23 protein-coding genes are annotated in these 24,039 nt (G+C 61.4%); 5 read left to right on the top strand and 18 right to left on the bottom strand.

The genetic code is table 11. From position 1 onward, the window contains the following. Nucleotides 1–131 precede the first annotated feature (131 nt). Both SPITH_RS01590 and SPITH_RS01585 read right to left on the bottom strand, forming a co-directional pair. Nucleotides 132–653: a hypothetical protein gene (locus SPITH_RS01590; protein WP_014624003.1), complete on the bottom strand. Its 522-nt coding sequence runs from the start codon at nucleotides 651–653 to the stop codon at nucleotides 132–134. After that, nucleotides 650–1,693 (bottom strand): AAA family ATPase, encoded by a 1,044-nt coding sequence (locus SPITH_RS01585; protein ID WP_014624002.1) that lies wholly within the window; start codon nucleotides 1,691–1,693, stop codon nucleotides 650–652. Before SPITH_RS01585 ends, SPITH_RS01590 begins: the two co-directional genes overlap by 4 nt. Nucleotides 1,694–1,906: 213 nt before the next feature. Between SPITH_RS01585 and SPITH_RS01580 the strand changes: the two genes are divergently transcribed. Beyond that, nucleotides 1,907–2,863, top strand: coding sequence for a hypothetical protein (locus tag SPITH_RS01580; RefSeq protein WP_014624001.1), 957 nt, complete (start codon nucleotides 1,907–1,909; stop codon nucleotides 2,861–2,863). Continuing rightward, nucleotides 2,844–4,223 (top strand): UDP-N-acetylmuramoyl-L-alanine--D-glutamate ligase, encoded by a 1,380-nt coding sequence (gene murD / locus SPITH_RS01575; RefSeq protein ID WP_014624000.1) that lies wholly within the window; start codon nucleotides 2,844–2,846, stop codon nucleotides 4,221–4,223. Before SPITH_RS01580 ends, murD begins: the two co-directional genes overlap by 20 nt. Nucleotides 4,224–4,245: 22 nt before the next feature. Here the strand turns inward: murD and SPITH_RS01570 are convergent, their stop codons facing one another. From SPITH_RS01570 to SPITH_RS01540, 7 genes are all read right to left on the bottom strand, one after another. Next, on the bottom strand, nucleotides 4,246–5,475 hold the full coding sequence (locus SPITH_RS01570) for a YncE family protein (protein ID WP_014623999.1): 1,230 nt from the start codon (nucleotides 5,473–5,475) through the stop codon (nucleotides 4,246–4,248). Nucleotides 5,476–5,485: 10 nt separating this feature from the next. Then, entirely contained in the window at nucleotides 5,486–6,475 is a 990-nt protein-coding gene (locus tag SPITH_RS01565; RefSeq protein WP_014623998.1) for a lipid II:glycine glycyltransferase FemX, read from the bottom strand. Nucleotides 6,476–6,478: 3 nt separating this feature from the next. Beyond that, nucleotides 6,479–8,638: a methionine--tRNA ligase gene (gene metG, locus SPITH_RS01560; protein ID WP_014623997.1), complete on the bottom strand. Its 2,160-nt coding sequence runs from the start codon at nucleotides 8,636–8,638 to the stop codon at nucleotides 6,479–6,481. 33 nt (nucleotides 8,639–8,671) lie between these two features. Further along, the gene (locus tag SPITH_RS01555; protein ID WP_014623996.1) at nucleotides 8,672–9,151 is read right to left on the bottom strand and encodes a hypothetical protein; all 480 of its coding nucleotides are present in this window, start codon (nucleotides 9,149–9,151) and stop codon (nucleotides 8,672–8,674) included. A gap of 123 nt (nucleotides 9,152–9,274) precedes the next feature. Beyond that, nucleotides 9,275–10,480 carry a sugar ABC transporter permease gene (locus SPITH_RS01550; protein WP_014623995.1) on the bottom strand — a complete coding sequence of 402 codons (1,206 nt, stop codon included), beginning with the start codon at nucleotides 10,478–10,480 and terminating at the stop codon, nucleotides 9,275–9,277. Between the two features lie 20 nt (nucleotides 10,481–10,500). Further along, nucleotides 10,501–12,033 carry a sugar ABC transporter ATP-binding protein gene (locus SPITH_RS01545; RefSeq protein ID WP_014623994.1) on the bottom strand — a complete coding sequence of 511 codons (1,533 nt, stop codon included), beginning with the start codon at nucleotides 12,031–12,033 and terminating at the stop codon, nucleotides 10,501–10,503. Between the two features lie 63 nt (nucleotides 12,034–12,096). Beyond that, nucleotides 12,097–13,179 (bottom strand): substrate-binding domain-containing protein, encoded by a 1,083-nt coding sequence (locus SPITH_RS01540; RefSeq protein WP_014623993.1) that lies wholly within the window; start codon nucleotides 13,177–13,179, stop codon nucleotides 12,097–12,099. Between the two features lie 237 nt (nucleotides 13,180–13,416). Here SPITH_RS01540 and SPITH_RS01535 point away from each other — a divergent pair, with 237 nt between their 5' ends. The 3 genes from SPITH_RS01535 to lnt are packed head-to-tail and all read left to right on the top strand — an operon-like array spanning nucleotide 13,417 to nucleotide 18,186. Continuing rightward, nucleotides 13,417–14,748, top strand: coding sequence for a sigma-54-dependent transcriptional regulator (locus SPITH_RS01535; protein ID WP_014623992.1), 1,332 nt, complete (start codon nucleotides 13,417–13,419; stop codon nucleotides 14,746–14,748). Then, nucleotides 14,748–16,598 (top strand): ATP-binding protein, encoded by a 1,851-nt coding sequence (locus tag SPITH_RS01530; RefSeq protein WP_014623991.1) that lies wholly within the window; start codon nucleotides 14,748–14,750, stop codon nucleotides 16,596–16,598. The genes SPITH_RS01535 and SPITH_RS01530 overlap by 1 nt, the downstream gene beginning before the upstream one ends. After that, nucleotides 16,591–18,186 (top strand): apolipoprotein N-acyltransferase, encoded by a 1,596-nt coding sequence (gene lnt / locus SPITH_RS01525; protein WP_014623990.1) that lies wholly within the window; start codon nucleotides 16,591–16,593, stop codon nucleotides 18,184–18,186. Before SPITH_RS01530 ends, lnt begins: the two co-directional genes overlap by 8 nt. Before the next feature lie 59 nt (nucleotides 18,187–18,245). Here the strand turns inward: lnt and SPITH_RS01520 are convergent, their stop codons facing one another. The 9 genes from SPITH_RS01520 to SPITH_RS01480 all read right to left on the bottom strand — a co-directional run bounded on the left by SPITH_RS01520 (nucleotide 18,246) and on the right by SPITH_RS01480 (nucleotide 23,985). Then, nucleotides 18,246–18,767, bottom strand: a complete 522-nt coding sequence (locus tag SPITH_RS01520) for a hypothetical protein (protein WP_014623989.1) — start codon at nucleotides 18,765–18,767, stop codon at nucleotides 18,246–18,248. Between the two features lie 67 nt (nucleotides 18,768–18,834). Continuing rightward, nucleotides 18,835–19,227 (bottom strand): nucleotidyltransferase domain-containing protein, encoded by a 393-nt coding sequence (locus SPITH_RS01515; RefSeq protein ID WP_014623988.1) that lies wholly within the window; start codon nucleotides 19,225–19,227, stop codon nucleotides 18,835–18,837. Next, nucleotides 19,175–19,570 carry a HEPN domain-containing protein gene (locus tag SPITH_RS01510; protein WP_014623987.1) on the bottom strand — a complete coding sequence of 132 codons (396 nt, stop codon included), beginning with the start codon at nucleotides 19,568–19,570 and terminating at the stop codon, nucleotides 19,175–19,177. Before SPITH_RS01510 ends, SPITH_RS01515 begins: the two co-directional genes overlap by 53 nt. A 41-nt stretch (nucleotides 19,571–19,611) precedes the next feature. After that, a complete protein-coding gene (locus SPITH_RS01505; RefSeq protein WP_014623986.1) occupies nucleotides 19,612–20,064 on the bottom strand; it encodes a hypothetical protein in 453 nt (150 codons plus the stop codon). 10 nt (nucleotides 20,065–20,074) lie between these two features. Next, a complete protein-coding gene (locus tag SPITH_RS01500; protein ID WP_014623985.1) occupies nucleotides 20,075–21,181 on the bottom strand; it encodes an NADH:ubiquinone reductase (Na(+)-transporting) subunit F in 1,107 nt (368 codons plus the stop codon). A gap of 11 nt (nucleotides 21,182–21,192) precedes the next feature. Continuing rightward, complete coding sequence (locus tag SPITH_RS01495; RefSeq protein ID WP_014623984.1) at nucleotides 21,193–21,786, bottom strand: NADH:ubiquinone reductase (Na(+)-transporting) subunit E; 594 nt, start codon at nucleotides 21,784–21,786, stop codon at nucleotides 21,193–21,195. Continuing rightward, nucleotides 21,783–22,385 carry an NADH:ubiquinone reductase (Na(+)-transporting) subunit D gene (gene nqrD / locus SPITH_RS01490; protein WP_014623983.1) on the bottom strand — a complete coding sequence of 201 codons (603 nt, stop codon included), beginning with the start codon at nucleotides 22,383–22,385 and terminating at the stop codon, nucleotides 21,783–21,785. Before nqrD ends, SPITH_RS01495 begins: the two co-directional genes overlap by 4 nt. Continuing rightward, a complete protein-coding gene (locus tag SPITH_RS01485; RefSeq protein ID WP_014623982.1) occupies nucleotides 22,385–23,053 on the bottom strand; it encodes an RnfABCDGE type electron transport complex subunit G in 669 nt (222 codons plus the stop codon). Before SPITH_RS01485 ends, nqrD begins: the two co-directional genes overlap by 1 nt. Continuing rightward, a complete protein-coding gene (locus SPITH_RS01480) occupies nucleotides 23,050–23,985 on the bottom strand; it encodes an RnfABCDGE type electron transport complex subunit D (protein WP_014623981.1) in 936 nt (311 codons plus the stop codon). The genes SPITH_RS01485 and SPITH_RS01480 overlap by 4 nt, the downstream gene beginning before the upstream one ends. Nucleotides 23,986–24,039: the final 54 nt, after the last annotated feature.

The raw sequence follows: 24,039 nt of genomic DNA, 5'->3' as shown, positions 1-24,039 counted from the left end.
GGACGCACCTCTTCTTTGTCATCCTCTGTACGATGGTGGAGCATCCGTGGGAATCTCTCTTGAGGAAAGCCTAAACTACATGTGACACACACTTTCTCATAAGACTGTTACTCTATCTTCTTTGATCAAGATCAAGAGATGCGGCCTGAGATTCTAGAAAGTGGAAACTCCGGGAAAGCTCCCTTCCATGTACGCAGGTTGTAGATCCCGCATCCTTCCACCAAACGTCTCTTCCATCTTCCAGAACGAGGACCTGTGAGAGGGAGCTTCTGCTTCAGAGCATCAATCCTTGACAGCAACAACGCCTCATCCAGTTGATTCGAAGCGATGATTATATAGTATCGTATGGGCTTAGTGATTCGATCTTCAGCCCATCGATACAAAAAAGAATCTCTGAATTTCTGAACAAGGTCTCTATCCAGTTCCGAAGATTGCAGATCACGCAAAAATCTCTGCCGATCTTTCTCTCTCGCTTGAGGGTGATCAGGATCCTTTATTTCTATGAACCAAATATGAGAGTCGGTCTCTATAATAAAATCCACCGCTTTCATACAGTGGGAAAGACCGTGACTCCCATGGTCATCAAATTTTTCAACACTCTGAACATCATCTGGGATCTCGATTCTGAGATCTCCTTCTTCCAGAACTCTCATTCTTGTGTGTCCTCACCCAACGTACGTTTTATCTCCCGATCATAAAGATCGGCAAATGTCTCCACGATGGCATTAGGATGAAGTTCGAGAAATTCAGCAGTAGACACACAGCGGATTTCTCTCGTCTCCTTTTCTCGATAAAGAGAATGGAATAATATCTCATCTCCCTTCTTTCTCCTCAGATCTATCTCCTTGAGGATCACATAATCATGAGTGGTGAGAAAAATCTGCACTCCCATCCGATGGAGCTCAAGAAGGATGTCCATGAGGGGACCATAGAGTCGGGGATTAAGGTTTGTCTCGGGCTCATCCCAAAAGAGCACAGAACCTCTCAGCAACGTACCGTTCTGAATGAGCAACCACAAGAGCCCTAATTTACGAATGCCTTCAGCGAGAAGAGTAAACTCCAGATTACCCTGCTTATTCCTCAAAAAAAATTCTTCGTCCTTTATCGTGACATTTCCCTCAATTAGTGTGTTGAGTTTTTCCAATAGTTTCTTTCGCTCTCTATCAATCGGACCGCGCAAAGGAGGACGATACGCCCTATCGAGGAGATCTGAATATATCTCTTCAAAGTGAATCTCTCTCTGAGCATAGAGGGATCGGAAACCGGGGGCTGCCGAGAGCATCTCCTTTACCGGTATGTATACCGCCTCAATGGGGTACTCTATCCACTTTTGGACCCCCTCTGTCTGTGCAGACTTTGGATTCTCAGTATGGTTCGTAAAAGAGATCCTAATGCGTAGTGGCTCGCCAGGTTGTTCCTCTTCTCTTTTGAGCTCAAGAGAGGCCCGACTGCTTCCTTGCTGCCGTTTTACCAATCTTCTGAGCATCCTCCCGGAAGGAAGAAACGTGCGAATGAGCTTATCTGCAAAATTGTCTTTTGTCTTACTGATATCACATGCGGCATAAGCGGCCTTGATCAAATGGGTTTTTCCTGTTCCGTTCGTGCCTACGAAGACATTAATCCCGGGACTCAAGTTGAGCTCCAGAAAGGAGAAAGCGGTGAAATTTTCGAATTTTATGTACGTAAGCGGCATGTTGCACCTCCCTATTGCGGACTTCACCACTGCAATTTCGAAATCATACCTCTATATACCTCCTTATCTGTGCGTCTCATTCTACCACAAAAGAAACAAAAAAGAATCCCCAGACCTCTATCTCGCAGTACCTCCGTACGTATAGAGCCTCCTTCCCGCTCTCAAAATGGTTCCTTGAAATGAGCCCCGCCATGGAGTATAACTTCGGTAAGGATGGAAGTAGCGACCCAGGTTCTCCCGCTCACCTGGAGCGATCCCGAGATCAACGCAGTCCTCGCCTCGGCCTCCGAGGCCTTCCCCCCCGTCTCGCGTCACTTCACCCAGAACGAGGACTTCTTCCTCCTCCTCCCCCGCGAGTTCTCGGTACCCCACCTGCCGGTACACCACGACATACGGGAGACACGTCCCTCACGGGAGTACCTCAGGCACCTTCTCCCGGTGGTCCGGGAGCTCGTAGGCATCTGCCCGGGTCTCTTCCACGGCCTCACCCACCTCTTCGATCCTGCGAGCATCCTGAGGCCCGCCTTCTTCCGTCTCTACCGCATGGGGGAAGCCCTCTACCTCTACCTCCTCAGGATCGACCTCTCGTACCACCCTCACGACCACACCCTGGTGGAACAGGGAACCAACGACACCACGCCCTCCTACCGTACGAGAAAGCTCATGCTCGAGGCCGACCTCATCCCGCTCGAAGACCTCCATACCGAAGAGGGCAGGCCCCGCGGCTTTCTCATACGGCAGGTGATCTCCCGCACATGGATAGGGGAGATGGGGCGGGGCTACTTCGTGCAGGGCATCTGGCTCGATCGTGACCTCTCCAAATTCTTCTCCAGCGTCTTCCTGCCCGAAGGGGCCAGGACCTACCCCTACTACCCCCTCACCTGCAAGTACCGATCCATATGCCTCATGCCCCCCTCCTACGATCCCGCATCCCGCAAGACCTACCTGCCGTTCCTCTACCGCGCTCAGCGTATCCTGGAACCGTACGTCGACGAGATACTCGAGGTGCTCCGGAAGGAGAAGTTCTCGCCCGACCTCCCCCTGGTCAAGGAGATACGGAGCACCGTGCCCCGGGAGATGATCGCCCAATGGGAGGGGATCAGCATCGCCCGATACCTCAACGAACACCAGATGAGGGAGTACAGACTCGATGTACAGCGACATGCGTAGCCTGCTCGGAGGCAAGAAGGTCCTCGTGATGGGCCTCGGCGCCCACGGAGGGGGGGCGGCCGCCGCCAGGTTCTGTGTGGAGGAGGGGGCGATCGTGACCGTGACCGATCTGCGCACGGAGGAGGAACTCGCCCCCTCCCTCGAGGCCCTCGCGGGATACGACATACGCTACGTCCTCGGCACCCACCGGGAGGAGGACTTCCTCGAGGCCGATGTGGTGATCAAGAACCCTGCGGTCCCCCGAACCTCCCGATTCCTCTCCCTCGCCCGCCACGTGGAGACCGACATCTCCCTCTTCCTGAAGGCCTGCCGCTCCCCCATCCTGGCGGTCACCGGGAGCAAGGGCAAGTCCACCACGGCCTCGGCCCTCCACCACATCCTCTCGGCCGCCTTCCCGGGTGCGAGGCTCGGGGGCAACATCACCACGAGCCCCCTCACCTTCCTCCGCGAACTCTCCGAGGAGACCCCCGTGGTCCTCGAACTCTCCTCCTGGCAACTCGGCGACCTGGGCGGAAGGATCTCCTTCACCCCACAGGTGGCGGCCCTCACCAACATCTACCCCGACCACCAGAACGCCTACGCATCCATGGAAGCCTACGTGGAGGACAAGTTCTGGATCACCGCAACCCAGGATCCCTCGCAGACCTTCCTCTACCCCGCCTTCGATCCCTGGGGCAGGTGGATGGCCGCCAACACCCCGGCGACGGCTCTCCCCTTCTTCGAGGAGCGGCCGACCTCCCCACCCCCTCGCGCCGCCTTCCTCACCGAGCAGGAGGGCCTCTTCCTCGACCACGGGAAGGAGATCCCCCTCCTCCCCGAACGCCTCCTGGTGCCGGGCGCTCACAACCGGCTCAACCTCCTCCTCGCCGGGGCCATGGCGTACACCTTCGGCACAGACCCTGCGCTCATCCGTACCCGGCTCTCCTCCTTCCCCGGTATTCCCCACAGGCTCGAGCTCGTACGGGAGAAAGGAGGAGTCGCCTTCTACAACGACTCGGCCGCCACCATACCCGACGCCGTCCTCGCTGCGGTCTCCGCTTTCGAGTGTCCCGTCCACCTCATCACCGGCGGCACCGACAAGAACCTCGATCTCTCCCCCTACCGAGGACTCGCAGACAAGCCGGTCACGGTCTACCTCCTGGAAGGGAGCGCCACCAGACGCCTCCTCCCCCTCCTCGAAGAGTCCGGCATCTCCTATCTGGGCCCCTATCGGAGCCTTGAAGAGGCCCTCGCCGAGGCTCACCACAGGGCTTCATCCGGCGAAGTGGTGCTCTTCTCCCCCGGAGCCGCCTCCTTCGAGATGTTCAGACACGAGTTCCACCGAGGAGAGGTCTTCCGAGACCTCGTCCGGCGGCTATAGCCGGCTGGCGCAGAGGCGCGCCTCACTCCGCCCGGAGCCTCGAGATGTCGTAGACCTCTATGTTGTGGTCCAGGAAGTCGGAGAACACCAGGTACCGCCCGTCCGGCGAAACGGCGAGCCCTGTGGGCTGGTTCCTTCCCCATACCCAATCCACCACCTCGAGCGTCCTCGTATCGAGGACGAAGACCTTCCCGTGATCGGGTCCCTTCTTGAGGTAGGTCTCGGGGTTGTTGTGGCCCCTCGAGGAGACGAAGAGGTACCTGTCATCGGGCGAGAGAGCGATGGTATTGAGCTTGGGACCGATGTAACGCTCATTCACAGGCGCCTCGGATCCAAGGTCGAACTTGGTGATGGTACCCAGATACATGTCGGAGAGATAGAGGAACCTGCCTTGCCTGTCCATGACTGCGTGGCGCTTGGCCCCAAACTCCCAGTCGATCACCTTCACCACCCGCTGGTGAGGGATGTCTATCTTCTCCAGCACGCCGGTGTCATAGTTGCACACGTAGAGAAACCTGTCGTCAGGCGTGACCGCAAGCCCCCTCGGCGTGGCGGACACGGGGACCCGTCCCACCACCCGCCCCGAGAGCGGATCGAGGAAGGCGATGTCGTTCGATTCCCAGTTGGAGACGAAGAGGAGATCTCCGCGGTGCGTGCCTGCGATCACCTTGGGCCAGACGCCCACCCGATCCGAGGTGAAGAGATAGCTGCCATCCAGGGAAAAGGCGTGCACCCGGTTCGTGGTCATCTGCGAGACCCAGAGGATGCCGTGCAGGATGTACCCCTCCACGAAACCCCTCTGTCCGGCAAAGTACGGGGGCGGACTCGCCCTCCCCACGTAGGCCGGAGGATCGGCGGAAAAGATCTCCACCCCCTCACCGTCGAGCAGGGTCACATAGAAGAATCGTCCATCTGGAGAGAAGGAGATACCCTTGGGCTGGCAGCCCGTGGGGAACTCCCCCACGAGTCGGAGGCGGGAGTCCTTCCGCTCGAGCTTCTCCTCTATGAAGACCGACTTCGAGAGAGAGAGGTGGAGGAACTTGGAGAGATACCCGGGGGCCCACAACTCGAGCAGGTGGTCACCGGCCGGCAACCAGTAGTAGGCCACAGTGTCCTTCCTGCCGGTGGGTGTGAGGGGTCTCCCGTCTTCGAGCAGGAGGGCATCCTGAGGAAAGACCTTGAGTGAGAGGGTGAGGGCTGAGAGTGAGGAGAGGCACACAAGCATGAGGAGTAGAGCCTTCACGAATCTCATGGCCGCGCATTCACCTTCGGAACAGCTTCCTCACACGTTTATAGTAGACATCACGCACACGTTCGGCCGTTCGATAGAGCCCATAGAGCGGGGAGAGAGGGAGGTCCCAGCACCCGGCCCTGTGGACGATCCGTCCCCCGAACCCGGTCTTAAACCGGTAGAGCCCGTACATGGGGTGCGAAGGGTCGGGCCTGGGAGGTATGCCGTAGAGGTCGTAGTCCACCGCCCCCTCCCCTCTGGCCCACTGCATAGCCTCCCACTGGAGGAGGTAGGTGGGCATGAGGTTGCGCTTCTGGGAACGGCTCGCTCCATAAAGATAGACCGCTCGGTCACGATAGAGGGCCACGATGTTGCCCGCGAGCGGCTCGCCCCCGTGGTAGGCCATGAAGAGCACCACACGAGGCTTCGGCCCCTCCCAGGTTCGGGCGAGACGGAAGAGGTGGGCGTAGTACTCGAAGGAGTGGATGGCGATGCGATCACGCCGAGCGGTCTCCTCGTACATGCGGTACCAGAGGGGGAGTGCCTCCTCTCCCTCCTCCCGTACCACCACCCCTTTCTTCTGCGCGAGCCTGAGGTTGTATCGGGTCTTGTGGTGCATAGAGGAGAGGAGTTCCTCATCGGAAAAACGCAGGTCGATGAGCACCGTGGAGGGTGGCTGAATATCGGTGGGCGCCTTCCTGAGCACTCCCCGTGGAGGCCCCTCCTCCCACGGGAGGTCCACCCGGAAGAAGAGCGGCTTCCGCTCCATGAGTGAGGCGATCTCGCGAAGCCGGGCCACCATCCAGCCTCCCGTACGGAGCCTCGTCTCCACAGCTTCCCACGGATGAGGAAGATAGGCGAGATCCATCCCGCCGGGAAGGCGTCGCGTGAGCACGAGGACCTGTCCACCTTCGCCCTCGAAGCCCCACGCCCGCCATCCAAAGGCCTGCTTGAGCGCGCCCCAGAAACCACTCTGGAGGAGGGAGGCCCCCTCGAGTTCCTCGAGCCTCACACGCCTCACGGGCTATCCCACCTTCCCTTCCTTCACCGAGGAGGTGGTGATCTCCCGACCATCTGCCACAAGTGGCGTCTCCCCTACTCTCACCACTCCCCCCTTCACCGTGATGGGCACACTGAAGAACTCGTCGATGGTGATCTCGCCCGCCTCCCCATAGGAGGTGGGATCGTCGCCCTTGAGCGCCACCCTCGTACCAGGAGCCGCATGGTCGGCGAAGAGCACCTCCACCGAGCCCTCGGCCTCGGCGGCGAGGAGCATCCCATGGCTCATCTCGCCTCGGAGCTTCGCCGGTTTGAGATTCTCCACCACGATCACATGCCGGCCGAGGAGCTCCTCCTCCTTGTAGTAGGGGACCAATCCGGACACGATCTGCGATTCCCTCCCGCCCAGGTCGATCTTCTCTATGTAGAGCTTCTCGGCATTCGGATGCCGCCTCACCTCGGTGATCTTCGCCACCACCAAACGGACCTTGTCACGAAAGACATCCTCGGAACGGGGCCGGGAGCTCTCCTCGCGTTCGGCCTGGGTGCCGGAGAACCGTATACGGAGGGCCTCCACCCGGTCGTCCTCGAGCCGCTCGAAGAGGATCTCGGGCTTGCGCACCTCGGAGAGCCCCTCAAGTCTCCCGAGTTGAGCCCACGTCGCCGGCGGATTGCCCAGGAACTCGAGTATGCGGCGGGAGGTGGCAGGGAGATAGGGCTCCACCAGGATGGCCAGGTCGCGCACGAGGTAGGCGAGGTGCCTGAGGAGTTTCTCCGCCTCCTCAGGGTTTTCTGTACGCGTCTTCCAAGGTTCGCCAGCCTGGAAGGCCTTGTTCCCCAGGTCGGAGAGGGCGAACACGGTCCTGAAGGCGTCGCGCAACTGAGCCCCCTCGAGATATTCGGTGATCTTCTCCTCCAGTTCCCTCACCCTTCCCCAGAAGGCCGTATCCGTAGGGGCCTCGGGGATCCTTCCCTGGTAGAAGCGATGGATGAACGAGAGGGTCCGGTTCACCAGGTTGGCGAAGTTCCCTATGAGCTCGCCGTTCACCTTCTCCTGGAAGTCCTTCCAGGTGAAGGTGTAGTCGGAAGTCTCGGGTCTGTTGTAGAAGAGGTAGAACCGCCACACGTCGGCCGGTATCCCCGTGTCCTTCGCGTCATTGCCGAAGACCCCCACCCCCCGGCTCTTGGAGAACTTCCCGCTCTCGTAGTTGAGGTACTCGGTGGACGACATGGTCTTGAGCAGCGTCCACTCTTCCCCTGTACCGAGGAGGGTGGAAGGGAAGATCACGGTGTGGAAGGGGATGTTGTCCTTACCTATGAACTGGTAGAGCTCCACCTCATCGGGGTTTTTCCACCACTCCTCCCACCTGTCGGTGTAGGTGGCCGTGATGGAGATGTAGCCTATGGGCGCATCGAACCACACGTAGAACACCTTGTTCTCGTAACCCGGCTTGGGCACAGGCACACCCCACTTGAGGTCGCGGGTGATACACCGTTCCCGGAGGCCGTCCCGTATCCAGCTCTCGGTCATGCGGATCGCATTGGTGGCCCACCGCCCCTCCACCGAGGCCTTCTCCATCCACGCCTTGAGCTTGGGGAGAAGGGCGGGGAGGTCCAGGTAGAGGTGCTTCGTCTCCCTGAGGACAGGGGTGGATCCGTCGATGGCGCTCCGGGGATCGATGAGCTCGGTGGGGTCGAGCAGCTTGCCGCAGTGCTCACACTGGTCTCCCCGCGCATCCTCGTATCCGCAGTGCGGACACGTCCCACGCACGTACCGGTCGGCGAGGAACATATCCGACTTCTCGGAGTAGAGCTGCTGGATGGTGCGCTCCTTGATGTAGCCGTTCCTGTCGAGCTTGAGGAAGATATCCTGGGTGATGCGGGTATGTTCAGGAGTGGAGGTGCGTCCCCACTTGTCGAACTGTATCTCGAACCATTCGTAGATCTCGGTGTGGATGGCATGGAATCGGTCGCACAACTCCTTGGGCGAGATGCCCTCCTCGAGGGCCCTCGTTTCCGTGGCGGTACCGTACTCGTCGGTCCCGCACACGTAGAGTGTCTCGTAGCCCGCACTCCTGCAGTAGCGTGCGAAGACATCCGCGGAAAGGACCTGGATGAGGTTCCCGAGGTGCGGCACGTTGTTCACATAGGGAAGTGCCGACGTGATAAGCCTTTTCTTCTTCATAGGAGGTACTATAGAGCAGGGCTCATACCAGGGTCAAGGCGCGGATCGGAACACCCCCACCGCCACCAGCCCCTCCGCCGCACACACCACCACCTCCCCACCTCGGTACCACACCAGCCCCCCTGCCTTCATCCGGACCTCGGAGAACCCTCCCGTACGCTCCGACTCGAGCAGGGGCGCGAGGTCCACCGTCGCGAACGTGCCCCCCCGCTCCACCACCAGCACGTGGGCGCGTCCTGCGAGCGGCTCCACCCGCACCCTTCCCCCCTCCCCTCCCCCCGCTCCCTCCACCACCTCACCCTCCCCTCCCCCGATCGCCCCACTCTCCATCCCCACCTCCCCCTCATCGCCACTCCCCACCCCCCTCTCCTCCCCCGCCACGAACTCCACCCCCCCTCCCGAGACCATCACCTCGTAGCGCTCCACCCCTCCCCCCTGCACCACCAACACCTCCTCCACTCCACCGTCAGGAAGCGAAAGGTATGCGAGCAAGGCGAAACACACCTCCAACACCTCATCCTCCTCTCCTCCATTCTACCACACCCCTTCCTCTCCCGCTACTCCCAACTCCCGAAAGGACGGGCCGTCCGAACACGCCGGACGGCCCTCAAGGAAGATACCATGAGGAGGTACGATCTATTCCCTACGCCGCTTGGATGCCACGTCCAGATACACCGCGATGATGAGCACGAGACCCCGCGTCACGTACTGCCAGAAGATCGGCATGTTCATCACGCTCATACCGTTGACGATACTCGCCATGATGAGCGATCCCACGAGGGCTCCGAAGATCGTCCCCTCGCCGCCCATGAGGCTCGTGCCGCCGATGACGCACGATGCGATGGTATCGAGCTCGTAGTTGATACCGCCGTTGACCGTTCCCGCCGCCACGTATCCCGTGAGCACCACGCCCGCCACACCGGCGAGCAGGCCCATGAGGACGTGCACCTGAAAGACCGTCTTGCGGATGTTGATCCCCGAGAGCCTCGTCGCCTCCCTGTTACCACCTACCGCATACACGTAGCGTCCGAAGCGGGTATTGTTCGCCACGTAGGAGATGATGAGTGCCACCACCGCCAGGAGGAGCACAGGGAGCTGGACCCCCCGGTACATGTTCATGAGCACCACGTAGAGGATCACGAGGAAGGAGAAAAACCCCGCCTTTGCGAGATCCTTCCAGAGAGGCGGCACCTCGAACCCGTACTCCACCTTCTTGCGCCGCGAGGTGAGCGTGGAAAGGAAGATGAGCACCACCACCACCGCTGCGAGCACGAGCCCCACTACAGGTGAAAGATACCCCTGCGCGATGTAGACCAGGGAGTCCTCCACCGGCACGATGGTCTTCCCCTCGGTCACCCCGAGCACGCCACCGCGGAAGATGAGCATGCCTCCCAGAGTCACGATGAAGGCGGGGATCCCGCCGTAGGCGATGAGACTGCCCTGGAACAGTCCTATGACGATCCCCACCAGCAGGGCCACCGCGATGGCGATCGCCGTGGAGAGGATGCCGATCGTCCCCTGAGGAAGGGAAGGGAACAGGGAAGGCAGGATGTTCGCGAGGACACGCGCCTGGAGAAAGGCGGTCACCGCGCTTATGAAACCGGTCACCGACCCCACCGAAAGGTCGATGTTCCCCAAGACGATCACGAGCACCATACCCGTCGCGAGGAACGAGATGATCGTCATCTGTCTGAAGAGGTTGGAGAGGTTTCTGGGAGAGAAGAAGATCCCCCCGGTGAGCACTCCGAAGAGGAACCAGATGAGGAGAAGGGCGATGATCATGGTGTAGGTCTTGGCATTCACCTGCACCGCCCGCTTCAGACGATTCATAAGGTCATTCATTCCTTACGTCCTCCTACACATCAATGGAATAGCTTCGTCGCCAGGCTCATGATCCGTTCCTGGTCGAACTCTTCCCGTTCGAGGATGCCGGTGGCATGGCCCTCGCACATCACGAGGATCCTGTCGCTCATGCCCATCACCTCTTCGAGCTCCGAAGAGATGAGTATGACGGAGACTCCTGACGCCACCAGTTGGTTGATGAGCTTGTAGATCTCGTACTTGGCCCCCACGTCGATCCCCCTCGTGGGATCGTCCAGGATGAGCACCTTCGGCTCCTTCATGAGCCACTTGGAGATCACCACCTTCTGCTGGTTTCCGCCGCTCAAGGTGTCCACCGGCGCGTGGAGCGAGGGGGTCTTCACCGTGAGCCGGGTGGAGTACTCGGTACAGAGCTTGAGCTCCTTGTTCTTGTCGATGTAGCCGAACCCGGAGAACATCTCCATATTGGGAAGGGCCATGTTCTGAAGAATGGTCTGCCGGAGGATGAGTCCCTGCTTCTTCCTGTCTTCCGGCACCAGGCTTATACCTTGAGAAATCGCATCCTGCGCCGACCTTATGAAGAGTTCCCTTCCCTCGAGGAACACACGCCCCCTCACCACGCGCCCGTACTCACCGAAGAGCGACATCACCAGCTCGGTCCGCCCCGAACCCATGAGGCCTGCGATTCCGAGCACCTCGCCCTTGTGGAGCGAAAATGAGACATCGTGTATCACCACCTTGCCGGGACGCTCGGGATCCTCCACGGTCCACCCCTCCACGGAGAAGATCTCCTCACCGGGGATCACGTTCCTCGAGGGGAATCGCTCCTTCATCTCGCGCCCCACCATGAGTGAGATGAGGTGCTCCACGTTCGTCTCGCTCGTCTTGAGGGTGTCGATCACCTTACCGTCTCGAAGCACCGTGATGGAATCCGTAATTTTAAAAAACTCGTTGAGCCGGTGCGTGATGAAGATGCACGTGACCCCCCGTTCCTTCAACGTGCGAAGGATCCTCATGAGGGTCTCCACCTCGGCATCGCTCAACGCGGAAGTGGGCTCGTCGAGTATGAGGACCTTCGCGTTCTCCGACAAAGCCCGGGCGATCTCAACCATCTGCTGCTTCCCCACGCTCAGGTCCTCCACCTTGGCGGAGAAGTGGATATCCAGTCCGAACTCCTCGAGCAGGGCCTTGGTGTCGGCGTAGAGCCTGTCCCAATCGATGGTACCCGCCGGTGTACGCGGTTCTCTCCCGAGAAAGATGTTCTCACCCACCGTCATCTTGGGTACCAACGCGAGCTCCTGATAGACGATCGCGATGCCCTTCTCTATCGCCTGACGGATGGCACCCTGTTCGAACCGGATCTCCTCTCCATCGAGAAAGACATTCCCCTCATACGTACCGTGGGGATACACCCCTGCGAGAATCTTCATGAGGGTCGATTTTCCGGCCCCGTTCTCCCCGCACAGTCCGTGGATCTCTCCCCGCCTCACCGAGAACGACACATCGTCCAGGGCTCTCACCCCCGGGAAATCCTTGGTCACATGCTCTATGCGAAGAATGTACTCGTCACCCATACCGCATTCCTCCGGAAATGAAGAGAGGGAGAGCCCCTCGAGGGGCTCTCCCGGTGTACTCACTTAGGGACGGGGCGGCCGCTGATCCTCGGGGATGTCGCGGTAGACCTCGTCGTAAGGCTGGAAGCCGCTCTTTATCACTTCCTCGTACACGTTGGTCTTGTCCACTTCCACCACCGGGAGGAAGTAGCAGGCCACCTTCTTGCCGCGGAAGGACTCGTCGAGCGTGAGATCGGCGAGATCGTAGTCCTTGATCTCAGGATACTTCTGCCTGATGTCCTCTCCCCTGGCGAGGGCGAGGGCAAGATCGAAGGCGAGCGGAGTGAGCTTGCGGATGTCCTTGAAGACCGTCATGGTGAGCTCACCCTCCACGATGGACTTACACCCGGCGAGCGTGGCGTCCTGCCCGGAGATGGGCACCTTGCCGGCGAGTCCCTGGGCCTTGAGGGCCTGGAGCGCACCCAGCGCGGTCCCGTCGTTGGAGGCCACCACCGCATCGATCTTGTTGTCGGTGGCGGTGAGGATGTTCTCCATGATCTTCAAGGCGTTCGCGGGATCCCAGTTCTCCACCCACTGGTCGGCGACGATCTCGATCTGTCCCTTGTCGATGTAGGGCTGAAGGACCTCCATCTGTCCCTTGCGGAAGAGGATGGCGTTGTTGTCCGTGGGGCTTCCGCCGAGGAGCACGAACCTGCCGCGATCCTTCACCTTGAGCACGCCGCGGGCCTGGGCCCTACCGACCTCCACGTTATCGAAGGAGAGATAGGCGGCGATCTTGTCGGTCTTCACGAGCCGGTCGTAGGCGATCACGGGCACGCCTTCACGCGCCGCGGCCTCGGCAGCCGTGGCGGCGGCATCACCATCCTGGGCGATCACCACGATCACGTCGGCGCCCTGGAGCACCATGTTCTCGATCTGATCGTTCTGGAGCTTGGGATCCTGGTTCGCCACCTGGACGATCACCTGTACCCCGTTCTCCTGACCGAGCTTGGTGAACAGAGCGGCTTCGTTCGGCCAGCGCTCGGTCGCGAAATCGGAGAAGGACACCCCGATGACGATCCTGTCGTCCCCCTGTCCCTGCCCCTGGGCGAAGAGGCCGGTCACAGCGAACAGAAGGATGAGCGCGGAAAGTAGAATACGCTTCATAGGACCTCCTGAAAAGAGTTTGTATCTGTATACCATCTAGCAACGGGCGTGCCATCTTGCGCATCATCGACTATAAGTTTACCCTGTAAACAAAAGGAGACTTCTCAGACTCCACGCAACGTCCCGGAGTGTGCACCATTCGCCACATCTTCCTCCCCGATCGTGCACGAATCGACACATTCCGGGCTGCACTCGAAGAATCTCCACAAAATCCCATTCTGTGCTATACTCTTCGTAATGGGAGAACAGAAACGATTCTCGCTCCTCATCGTGGACGACGAGGCTGCCCTCTGTGAATCGCTCAGCGAGTACTTCTCCGCCCTCGGGTACGAGACCTACACCGCCCAGCGGGCCGAAGACGTACGACGGATCCTCTCACACCTCCATGTGGATCTCATCCTCATGGACATCAGGATGCCGGAAAAGGACGGCATCACCCTCCTGCGGGAACTCAAGACCTCCCACTCGTCCACCCCTGTGATCATGATCTCCGCCTATGTGTCGGTCGAGAACATCGTGCGCTCCATGAAGTACGGAGCCATCAACTTCTACGAAAAACCCCTCGACCTCAGACGCCTGTCCCGTGAAGTGGCGCAGATCGCCGCCGCCCGTGCGGCACGGGCACCCCAGGGCCCCTCGCTGCCGCTCATCCACCAGAGCACGGCCATGCAGGACATCCTCGCCACCATAGAAAAGGTGGCTCCCACCGACGCCCCGGTCCTCATCACCGGAGAGAGCGGCACGGGCAAGGAACTCGTGGCCCATGCCCTCCATCACAGAAGCGAGCGGGCCCGTGGCCCCTTCCTCAAGCTCAACTGCGCCGCCATCCCCGAGACCCTCCTCGAATCCGAACTCTTCGGCTACGAGAAGGGCGCCTTCACCGGAGCGGTGGCCCAGCACAAGGGAAAGTTCGAGCAGGCCCAGGGAGGCACCATCTTCTTCGACGAGATAGGGGACATGCACCTGGGCACCCAGGCGAAGCTCCTGCGCGTCCTCCAGGAAAAGGAGTTCCAGCGCCTCGGTGGATCGGAGATCCTCTATGCAGACGTACGTATCATCGCGGCCACCCACCAGTACCTGCCCGGACTCATCGAAGATCATCGCTTCAGGGAGGATCTCTACTATAGGCTCTCGGTGATCACCATACACATCCCCCCTCTCAGGGACAGGAAGGAGGATATCCTGCCCCTCACCCGTTACTACATCGACTACTTCTCGAAACTCTACGGAAAGAGGGTGGAAGGGCTCTCTCCCGAGGTGGAACGACTCTTCCTCTCCCACTCATGGCCCGGGAACGTCCGGGAACTCAAGAACACCATAGAACGGGCCGTCATCTTCACCGAGGGCGCACGTCTCACCATGGACGACCTGCCTCCTCAGTACCGGGAAGCCGTATCCCTGGAACCCGTACCGGAGGGGGATCTCTCCACGGCCATGGACCACCTTTCCCGGGAGATCATCCTCAAGGCGCTCGAGAAGGCCGGGGGGAAGAAGCAGAAGGCGGCCGAGCTCCTGGGTATCCACCGGAAGACCCTCTACAACAAGATGAAAAAACTGGGGCTTCTCTGATGGAAAACGAGATCCGTCTGCTCATGCGCACCATCCACTACCATGAAGGAAACCAGGAGATCCTGAAAGGAGTGGACTTCGAACTCCGGAAGGGGGAGATACACGCCCTGGTGGGTGAGCACCGGTGTGGAAAGAGCACCCTCATGCACCTCCTCATCGGCGAGAAGCGCCTCCAGAAGGGAGAGATCCTCTTCAACGGGAGACGGATCCAACCCCAGGACCCCTCCGATGCCTACAGGCTGGGCATCGCCATGGTACACCAGACCCCCCAGGTGATCCCCTCCCTCAATGCCGTGGAGAACATCTTCGCCACCAGGCTCCCTCCTTTCTGGTCGGGCCTTCCACAGTACTACCGCTATATCAGGGAGACGAGACACCTCCTCGCACTCCTCGGCAAGTCCTTCGACGTCCTCATCCCTCTCAAGCTCCTTCCCGCCACCGACCAGCATGCCGTGGACATCGCCCGTGCCCTCTCCTACGATCCGGACATCCTCATACTCGACGAGATCTCCAACAGGCAGACCCCCGAGGAACTGGAGAGACTCTTCGCCATCCTCAAAGACATGACGAGCAAGGGCAAGAGCATCATCTACGTGACTCCCCACATCGACGAGATCTTCTCGATCGCGGACAGGGTCACGGTCCTCAAGAACGGCTACCGGCAGAGCACCGAGGACGTACACCAGATAAGCAGTCTCAGGCTCTTTAGACTCGCCTACTCCCTCATTTCGGAGATCGAGCCGGACGAGAGTGCAATCTCGCACCCCCTCATCTCATCCCGACTCTACAGCGAACACTTCCTCCGGGAGCTGCCGGTGGGCATCATCCTCCTCAACGAAACCCATTCGGTCTACTACCTCAACCCTGCGGCCGAGTCCATACTCGACCTACCGGCACACGCCGTCTCGGGCCGCCCCATCCACACCGTCATCACACCCGAACAGTGCCCTCACGCCACCGCGCTCCTCAGCGCCGTCTACCACGGCAAGAAGAGGAAGTGGCGGGGTGTCCCTTTCGGCAAGGCCCTCTATTCCGAAGTGCACATCTACCCGCTCCGCGAGGGGGACGAACTGGTAGGAACGGTGATCATGATCGAGGACAGGTCTCTCGACCACCACATAAAGGAATACCTCTCGTCCACCGAGAGGCGGATCGCCACCGCCGAGGTGGCGGCGGAGGTGGCCCACGAGATCAACAACCCCTTGGGCATCATCTCCGCCTACATAGAGGTACTCAAGCTCCAGGACCTCTCCCCCGAGATCTCCAGGAAGCTGGAGAAGATACAGAACGAGATCACCCGTATCCAGAACTTCGTCTCCTCGCTGGGGAGACTGGCGGACGCCTCCCGGATGGAACGGGGGACGGTGGACCTGGTGGAGATGGTGAAGGACGTGCTCCTCCTCTTCCAGCACCTCTTCCAGGAGAAGCGGATCACGGTCTACACGGACCTGCCGGAAACCCCGGTGAGGATCGAAGGGGATGCAGGGAGGCTCAAACAGCTCCTTATCAACCTGGTGCTCAACAGCGTGGAGGCCCTGCTCCATGGTGGGTGGATCCGCATCCGGCTGGAGCGAAAAGAGGGGAAGATCCTCCTCTCGGTGAGCGACAACGGACACGGGATCCCCAAGGAGATCCAGGACAGGATCTTCCGTCCCTTCTTCAGCACCAAGGCCGGGAAGCAGAGCACGGGGCTGGGCCTCGCCATCTGCGAGCACATCGCAAAGCTCCACGGAGGAGAGATCGGCTTTACGAGCACACCGGGCGAGATCACCACCTTCACGGTGACCTTTCCCGCAAGGCCTGTCTTGTTCCCTTCGGGGAAGGTAGGTTACCATCGGCCTGATGAGTGACCGTTTCTCCCTCAGGCGCTACGGTGCGGCCGTCTTCTCCGCCGTGCTCTTCTCGCTTGCGATACCGAACGAGATCTTCCAATGGGGCATGCCGCTCCTTGCGCCTTTCATCCTCACCCCCCTCTTCTGGGGCCTCGAGGGATCATCCCTCCCCCAGGCCCGGAGGATGCTCGTGCTCTTCGGGCTCGTCTTCACCCTCACCTCCAACTACTGGCTCGCCTTCTTCGGCGACTACAGCATCTGGACCATAGGGGGCGTGACCCTCGGCTACATCCCCTACTATCTCTTCCTCTCGCACTTCCTCTGGGATGCGGCGAGGCGTCCCCTCCCCTTCCGTCCCCTCCTGCTCGCGGCGGTGTGGACCGTCTTCGAGTACTGCAAGTCGTCGGGGTACCTGGGCTACCCCTGGGGCCTCCTCCCTTACCCCCTCCATGGGATCACCCCCCTCATCCAGGTGAGCGACCTCCTGGGGATCTGGCCCCTCACCTTTCTCCTCGCCTGGATAAGCGCCCTGCTCGCCGGGATCCTCTCCCCCCCTGCCCCTCCGGCCCCCTCCCGCCTCACCCCCTCACCCCTCCCCCAGCTTGCCGCCGCAGGGCTGCTCCTTGCGCTCTTCCTCGCCTACGGCCTCGTGCGGATGTACCTCATCCCGCTGCCCGAGCGGACTACCCTCACCGCAGCCCTCATCCAGCACAACGCCGACTCCTGGGACGAATCCCCCGAAGCAGATGAGAGGAGCATCCTCCAGGCCGAGCTTCTCTCCCTTGAGGCGGTGGAGAAGCATCCCCACGTTGAGCTGGTGGTGTGGAACGAGACCGTGCTCACCTACCCCTACAACTACCGCCCCGTCTTCTACGACCGTCGCCCTGCCGAGAAACCCTTCTTCTCCTTCCTCGTGGAACTGAACAGGCCCCTCCTCACCGGGAGTCCCTACCGCGAGAAGGTGGGCGAGGAGGTGCGCTACTACAACAGCGTCCTCCTCATCGGCCCGGACGGTGCCATACAGGGCGCATACAAGAAGAAGCACCTCGTGCCCATGGCCGAGCACATCCCGTTCTGGGACCTGCCGCTCGTACAGCAGTTCTTCCGAGGTACCATCCGTCTCTACGGAACGTGGCACGCGGGCAGGGAGGCCTTCCTCTTCACCCTCCCCCTTGAGGACGGCACCATCGTGCGCTTCGGCACCCCCATCTGCTTCGAGGACGCCTTTACCGTGATCAACCGAACCTTCGTGCGCCTTGGGGCAGACCTGCTCATCAACCTCACCAACGACAGCTGGTCGCGCACGGTCTCCGCCCAGGTCCAGCACTTCGTGGCCGCGCGATTCCAGGCCGCAGCCCTCAAGACCACCATGGTACGCAGCACCAACAGCGGCTACACCTGCGTGATAGATCCATGGGGAAGGGTGCGCGCCGACCTGCCCATGTTCACCTCTACCTACCTGGTGGCAGACGTGCCGATCTACGATCGGCCTCTCACCCTCTATGCCCTGCTGGGCGACCTCCTCCCCCGCCTCCTCTTCCTGTGGGTCATCGCCCTCCTCCTCTGGGAGCGGGGAAGGGGAGGGACGAGGACTCCCCACGGGTGAACACCCTTCCCACAAAAAACCGCCGCCGGAGAGGCGGCGGCCGCTTAAGTGCGTCGTGATCAGTTTATCTTCGTCGCCTCTGCGAGGGCCTCGTCCAACTCATCGGTGGACGAGGGTTCGGACGTGTAGGTCACCTCCACCAGTACGTCGTTGAGGTACTCCTCCACCGTGAGTACGAGGTTCTCGTCCTCGAAGGTGTACGAGGCCTCGCGTCCATCCTCGAACGTGATGCGCTTCATCGACTTGTCGAGGTCGCTCACATTCTCGGAACGGATCGTGTAGACCACCTCACCCTTCGTGTACATCCCGCCGTCCGAGGAGTCCTCCAGCAGGGTGTAGATCTCGTAGTAGGCCACGGTGAGGAAGGAGATGCGGATGTACTCCTCCTTGAGGACATCCTCCCTGGTACCGTCCCCATCCACGTCCTTGGTGGTCACCTGCGGAAGGGACGTGACAGAGGAACCGATCTCCACCTCGGTCACCTTCCAGACCCCCTCGGGATCGTAGAAGAGGAGCTCACATCCAGCGAGGAGGACAACGGCCACTATACCGAACACGAGCGCGCGCACATACGCCTTCATACATCACCTCCACTCAGATTCGAGATACATCACTCTTCTTCAAGTATAGCCCACGAACAGGAATTATTCAGGGACATCCGGAGGGATCAGACGCTCTCCCAGCCTGCCACACCCACACGGCCTCTTCCATGATCGTCCGCCACATCCGCGCCCCGCCGGAGGAGAGGGCGTCCCACTCCTCCAAGGTGTACACAAGCACGTCTGCCGGCACGGGAAGGTCGAGTGTATCCCACTCTGCGGGCCGCCGTTCAAAGGGAAGGGAGGAGTCCTCCACGATCACCACCAGGTCCACGTCGCTTCCCACGCCCCAGTCCCCCCGTGCATAGGAGCCGAAGTAGCCGATGCGGACCACCCCCTCCTTCTCGCGCACCATACGGCCTGCCCACTCCCTCACCGCCCGGTCCACCTCATCCTTCGAGGGCCATCGCTTTACCGACGAACGCGAGTATGTCACGGGCATACCGTATCGCCTCCTCGCTCTGGAGCGGGCCGTAGTGCTCGAAGGGGGCCCCCTCTGGATGGCCGTTGGGGTACCGGGTGGGGATGTAGAAGTTGTCGAGCACCTTCGCCTTTTCTATGAGATCCTCAGGCACGGGGCAGAGAGGCGAGAGGTCCTCGAGGAGCTTGGCCACCACGTGGCCCCACCCTTCCTGGTGGTGGTAGAGGTGCAGGGCCTTCACGGCCTTCTCCGCGGCCTGGTGTGCCGCGAAACAGGCCCACTCGTGCCTCCCCGCCTTCCGCGAGTCCTCTGCCTGCTCCAGATCCCTCTTCGCCTGCGCGAGCCAATCAAAGGCCCTGTTCATGTCCCCAAGTATACCGGCCGGCTCTCGCGTCGCACAAGCCCCTAGCCTTCCAGCACCCGCTTTATCCTCTCAGGCTCAAGGCGGAAGGGCGAGCCCCTGCCCTCCAGGAAGTGGTAGCGTTCGAGGAGGTGGAGGTTGAGGTCGGTGAACACCAGCTTCTCCCCGTTGGCGAGGTTGGTCACCTCGGTGTTGACCTTGCGGAAGATCCCGTCCTCGAAGGGAGAGGGGAGGTGGCCCCTCGCATCGTCCACCCTCACGAGCCACTTCCCCTCCACGGTGACCGGCTCTCCAAGGCCCTTCTTCCCCTCGTCGCGGAGGGCCTTGAGCTTCGCGGCCACCTCCTCGAACGAGAGCCCCAGCCGGGCGAACTCCTCTTCGTCGGCCTCGATGATGTCGGCCAACGGGCGCGGGTCATCTCCCAGGAAGCCCTCCGCGGTGATCACCCCCGGCTTCATGTTCTCGTATGCCCTGGCGTAGCGCGGGTCGGTCTTCATACACCCTCCTTCAGGCGAATTTGTCGAAGTAGATCTTGTCCTCGGGTATGCCGTACCGGCGCATCACGTTCATGCACGCATCGAGCATGCCAGGACTCCCGCAGAGGTAGCCCTCCTTGGGCGTCTCCCTGTCCATGGCGGTCTCGATATAGCGTGCGAGCACCTCGGTGATGAGCCCCTTCTCGCCCTCGTAGTCGGGGTCTTCGGAGAGGGCGGGGACGAACCTGAAGACCGGCCACTTCTCCTCGAGGTCCCTCCAGAGGTCCACGTAGAACAGGTCGCGCCGGGTACGGGCCCCGAAGAAGAACCACACCTGCCGGTTGTTCACCCCCCTCCGGTACATGTCGAGGAGGATCGACTTGAAGGGGGCCATGCCGCTCCCCCCCGCCACACAGAGCATCACCGCGTCGGTCTCCCTGAGGTAGAAGTCGCCGAACGGGCCGATGAGGGCGAGGCGCTCCCCTTCCTTCATGTGTTCGTGGACATAGGTGGTGGCGATCCCGCCGGGCACCTTGCGGATGAGGAGCTCGATCTCCTCCTCGTCGGGGAGGGAGGAGATGGAGTAGGCCCGCTGGGTGGGTTCCTTTATCTTGGCGTAGGGCGGCACCTCCAGCTGGACGTACTGGCCGGGCTTGAAGGGGATCCGCTCTCCCTCGGGGAGGCGGAAACGCACCTCCTTGATGTCGTGGGTGAGGTCGCGGATGGAGGAGACCTCCGCCACTACCCGCCGCACGAGGAAGAGCTCCTCCGGCACCTCGATCGAGAGGTCGTGCTTCACCTTGACCTGGCACGAGAGCCGCACGTTCTGCTTCTTCTCCTCTTCGGTGAGGTAGGGGACCTCGGTGGGGAGGTGCGGTCCTATGTCGGTCTCCACCCTCACCTTGCAGGCCCCGCAGCTCCCCCTTCCCCCACACGCGGAGGGGATGAAGATCTGCTCCTGGGCGAGGGTGAGGAGGAGCGGGCTCCCCCCTTTGACGGTGAGGGTCTTCTTGCCGCCGTTGATGGAGATGGTGAACGTGCCGTAGTTGTTGACCACCCTGTCGGTGAGCCAGATGAGGAGGGCCAGGGCGGCGGTGATCCCTCCTACGGCGAGCGGTGCGATGACGAGTGCGCTCATCCCGCTCCTCCTTACTGAACCGCGACCATGCCGGAGAAGCCGATGAAGGCCATGGCCATGAATCCTATGGTGATGAGGGTGATCCCCGGGCCTTTGAGGCCGGCGGGTACCGGGGCTCGTTCGATCTTCTTGCGTATGGCGGCGAGGAGCATGATGGCGAGCCACCAGCCGAGGCCTGAGCCGAGGCCGTAGACCACGGACTGGAGCAGGGAGTAGCCGCGTATCTCGATGAAGAGGGCCACGCCCAGGATGGCGCAGTTGACCGTGATGAGGGGGAGGAAGATCCCCAGGGCCATGTAGAGCGAGGGCGAGATCCGGTCGATGACCATCTCGAGTATCTGGACCACGGCCGCGATCACGATGATGAAGACGATGAACCTGAGGTAGACGAGATCGAGGGGGATGAGGACGTAGTGGAGCACGAGCCAGTTGATGGCGCTGGTGATGGTGAGCACCACGGTCACGGCGAGACCGAGGCCGTTCGAGGAGGAGAGGTCCTTGGAGATGGAGATGAAGGAGCACATCCCCAGGAAGTTGGCGAGGAGGATGTTGCTCGTGAAGATCGATGCCACGAAGAGGGCGAGGGGAGAGATGTCGGGGGTCATGCGGCCTCCTTGTTCATGAGGGTCTTTGCGGCCCAGAGGACCATGGCGAGGATGAAGAAGGCGCTGGGGGCCATGACCATGATGGTCCAGGGTTCGAAGCCTTCAGGGAGCACCCGGATGTTGAAGAGGGTGCCGAAGCCCAAAAGCTCACGGATCAGGGCGATGAGCATGAGGACCCACATGTACCCGAGGCCCGAGGTGAGGCCGTCCCAGAGGGAGAGGAGGGGCGGGTTGCTCTGGGCAAAGGCCTCGGCCCGGCCCATGATGATGCAGTTGGTGATGATGAGGCCCACGTAGGGTCCCAGGCTCTTGTGGATCTCCGGAAGGTAGGCCTTGAGCAGGATGTCCACGATGATGACGTAGAAGGAGATGATGAGGGTCTGGGTGATCATCCTCACCCGGTGGGGGATGAGGGTCTTGAGGAGCGAGACGGTGAGGCTCGAGAAGCCGGTGACGAAGGTGACGCCCAGGGTCATGATGAGGGTGTTGGTGAGGTTGTTGGTGACGGCGAGGGTGGAACAGATGCCCAGGATCTGGATAAAGATGGGATTGTTGGTCCAGATGTTCTCGGTGAGGATCTGTCGGGGTGTGGCTGCCATCAGCTGCTCCTTTCATCGTCAGGGGATGTGCGAGCCTGAGGGGCCTCGACAGGGGCGAAGTCCTCCTCGGAGAGGGTGGGAAGGGCCTCCTTGAGGGTGGTGATGGCTCTGTCGACCAGGGTCTCGATGGCCTGGCTCGTGCGGGTGGCGCCGGTGATGCCGTCCACCAGGCTGTTGTCGGGGTCGGGGTCGCCTGAGCGGCCGGTCTGGCGCACGGCGATGCCGTCGGGACCTATGCGTTCGCCTTCGAATTGCGAGAGGAACCAGGGCTCGGTGATGCGGCCGCCGAGGCCCGGGGTCTCGTTCTGCTCGAGGATGGCGAGGCCCAGGATGCGGGAAAGGTCGCCCGAGATGCCCACCACTGCCCGGATGGTGCCCCAGAGGCCCGGTCCTGAAAGCTCGACGGCGTAGGAGCGGGGCTCGGGGGTGCGGTAGATACGGGTGCCGTTGGGGAGGGCGGCGACGGAGAGGCGAGCGAAGGTGCGCCGGGCCTCCTCCCCGGAGGCGGGGGTCTTGAGGGCGTGGAGCACGGCCTCCTGGAGCCGGCGCTCCTCGGCGAGGAGGACGCGCTCCCTGGTGCCGAGGTGGGCGGCGGCGAGGACGGTGACGAAGAGCGCGGTGACGATGAAGGAGAAGAGCACCACGTAGGGGAGGGAGTTGCGGTTCATGCGGCGCCTCCTTTCGGGGCCGGGCGGCGGGCGGCCGCCGGGCGGCGTGGGAGAAGCTCGTCGAGGAGCGGGGCGACGGCGTTGGCGAGGAGCACGGCGAAGCTGGTGCCCTCTGAGAAGAGGGAGAAGGTGCGGACGAGGACCACCACCGCACCGATGAGCAGGCCGTAGAGCCAGTGGGCGCGGGGGTTGTTGGGGGCGGTGACGGGGTCGGTGGCCATGAAGACCGCCACGAAGAGGAGGCTGCCGGCGAGGAGGGTGTAATGGGGCGGGGCGGCGCCGGGGAGGCCGGCGTAGTGGAGGCCCGCGGAGAGGAGGAGAGCGCCTCCCAGGGTGGAGAGCATGATCCGCCAACTCGCGGTCCTGGTGGCCACGAGGTAGATGCCTGCGAGGAGGATGAGGGGGAGGGCCGACTCGCCCATGCTGCCGGGGTGCAGGCCGAGGAGCATGTCGGGGAGCGAGGGAAGGGTGCCGGCCCGGATGGCGTCGAGGGGAGTGGCCGAGGTGAGGGCGTCGGGGAGCAGGCCGAAGGCGCCGGGCTTAAGCCAGGAGCGGGTCATGAGGGTGGGGAAGGTGATGTAGACGAAGAGCCTGCCCGCGATGGCTGGGTTGAAGACATTGCGGCCGAACCCTCCGTAGACCTCCTTCGCCATGAACACGCCGAAGGCGATCCCAATGGCCGCCACCCAGAGCGGGACGGCGGGAGGGAGGGAGAGGAGGAAGAGGCTGCAGGTCACCAGGACCGCTTCACTCACCTTCCTCCCCCTCCGCCTCTCCATGAGGTACTCCACCGCCACGCCCACGGGAAACACCACCAGGGCGAGGGCGGCGAGCCATACGCCGTAGAAGTACGCGGCCCACAGGAAGATGGGAACGAGCGAGAGGAGCACCTTCCTCATGGGCGGCTGTTTCTGAAAGATCTTCAGGTCCACAGGGCCTCCTTACTACTACCATCATGCGACATCCGCGCGCATGGTGCAATACCA

It is taken from the genome of Spirochaeta thermophila DSM 6578, assembly GCF_000184345.1.
Lineage (GTDB): Bacteria > Spirochaetota > Spirochaetia > Winmispirales > Winmispiraceae > Winmispira > Winmispira thermophila.
The sequence above is the reverse complement of the archived record's forward strand: the minus strand, read 5'-3'. Positions and strand labels throughout refer to the sequence as shown.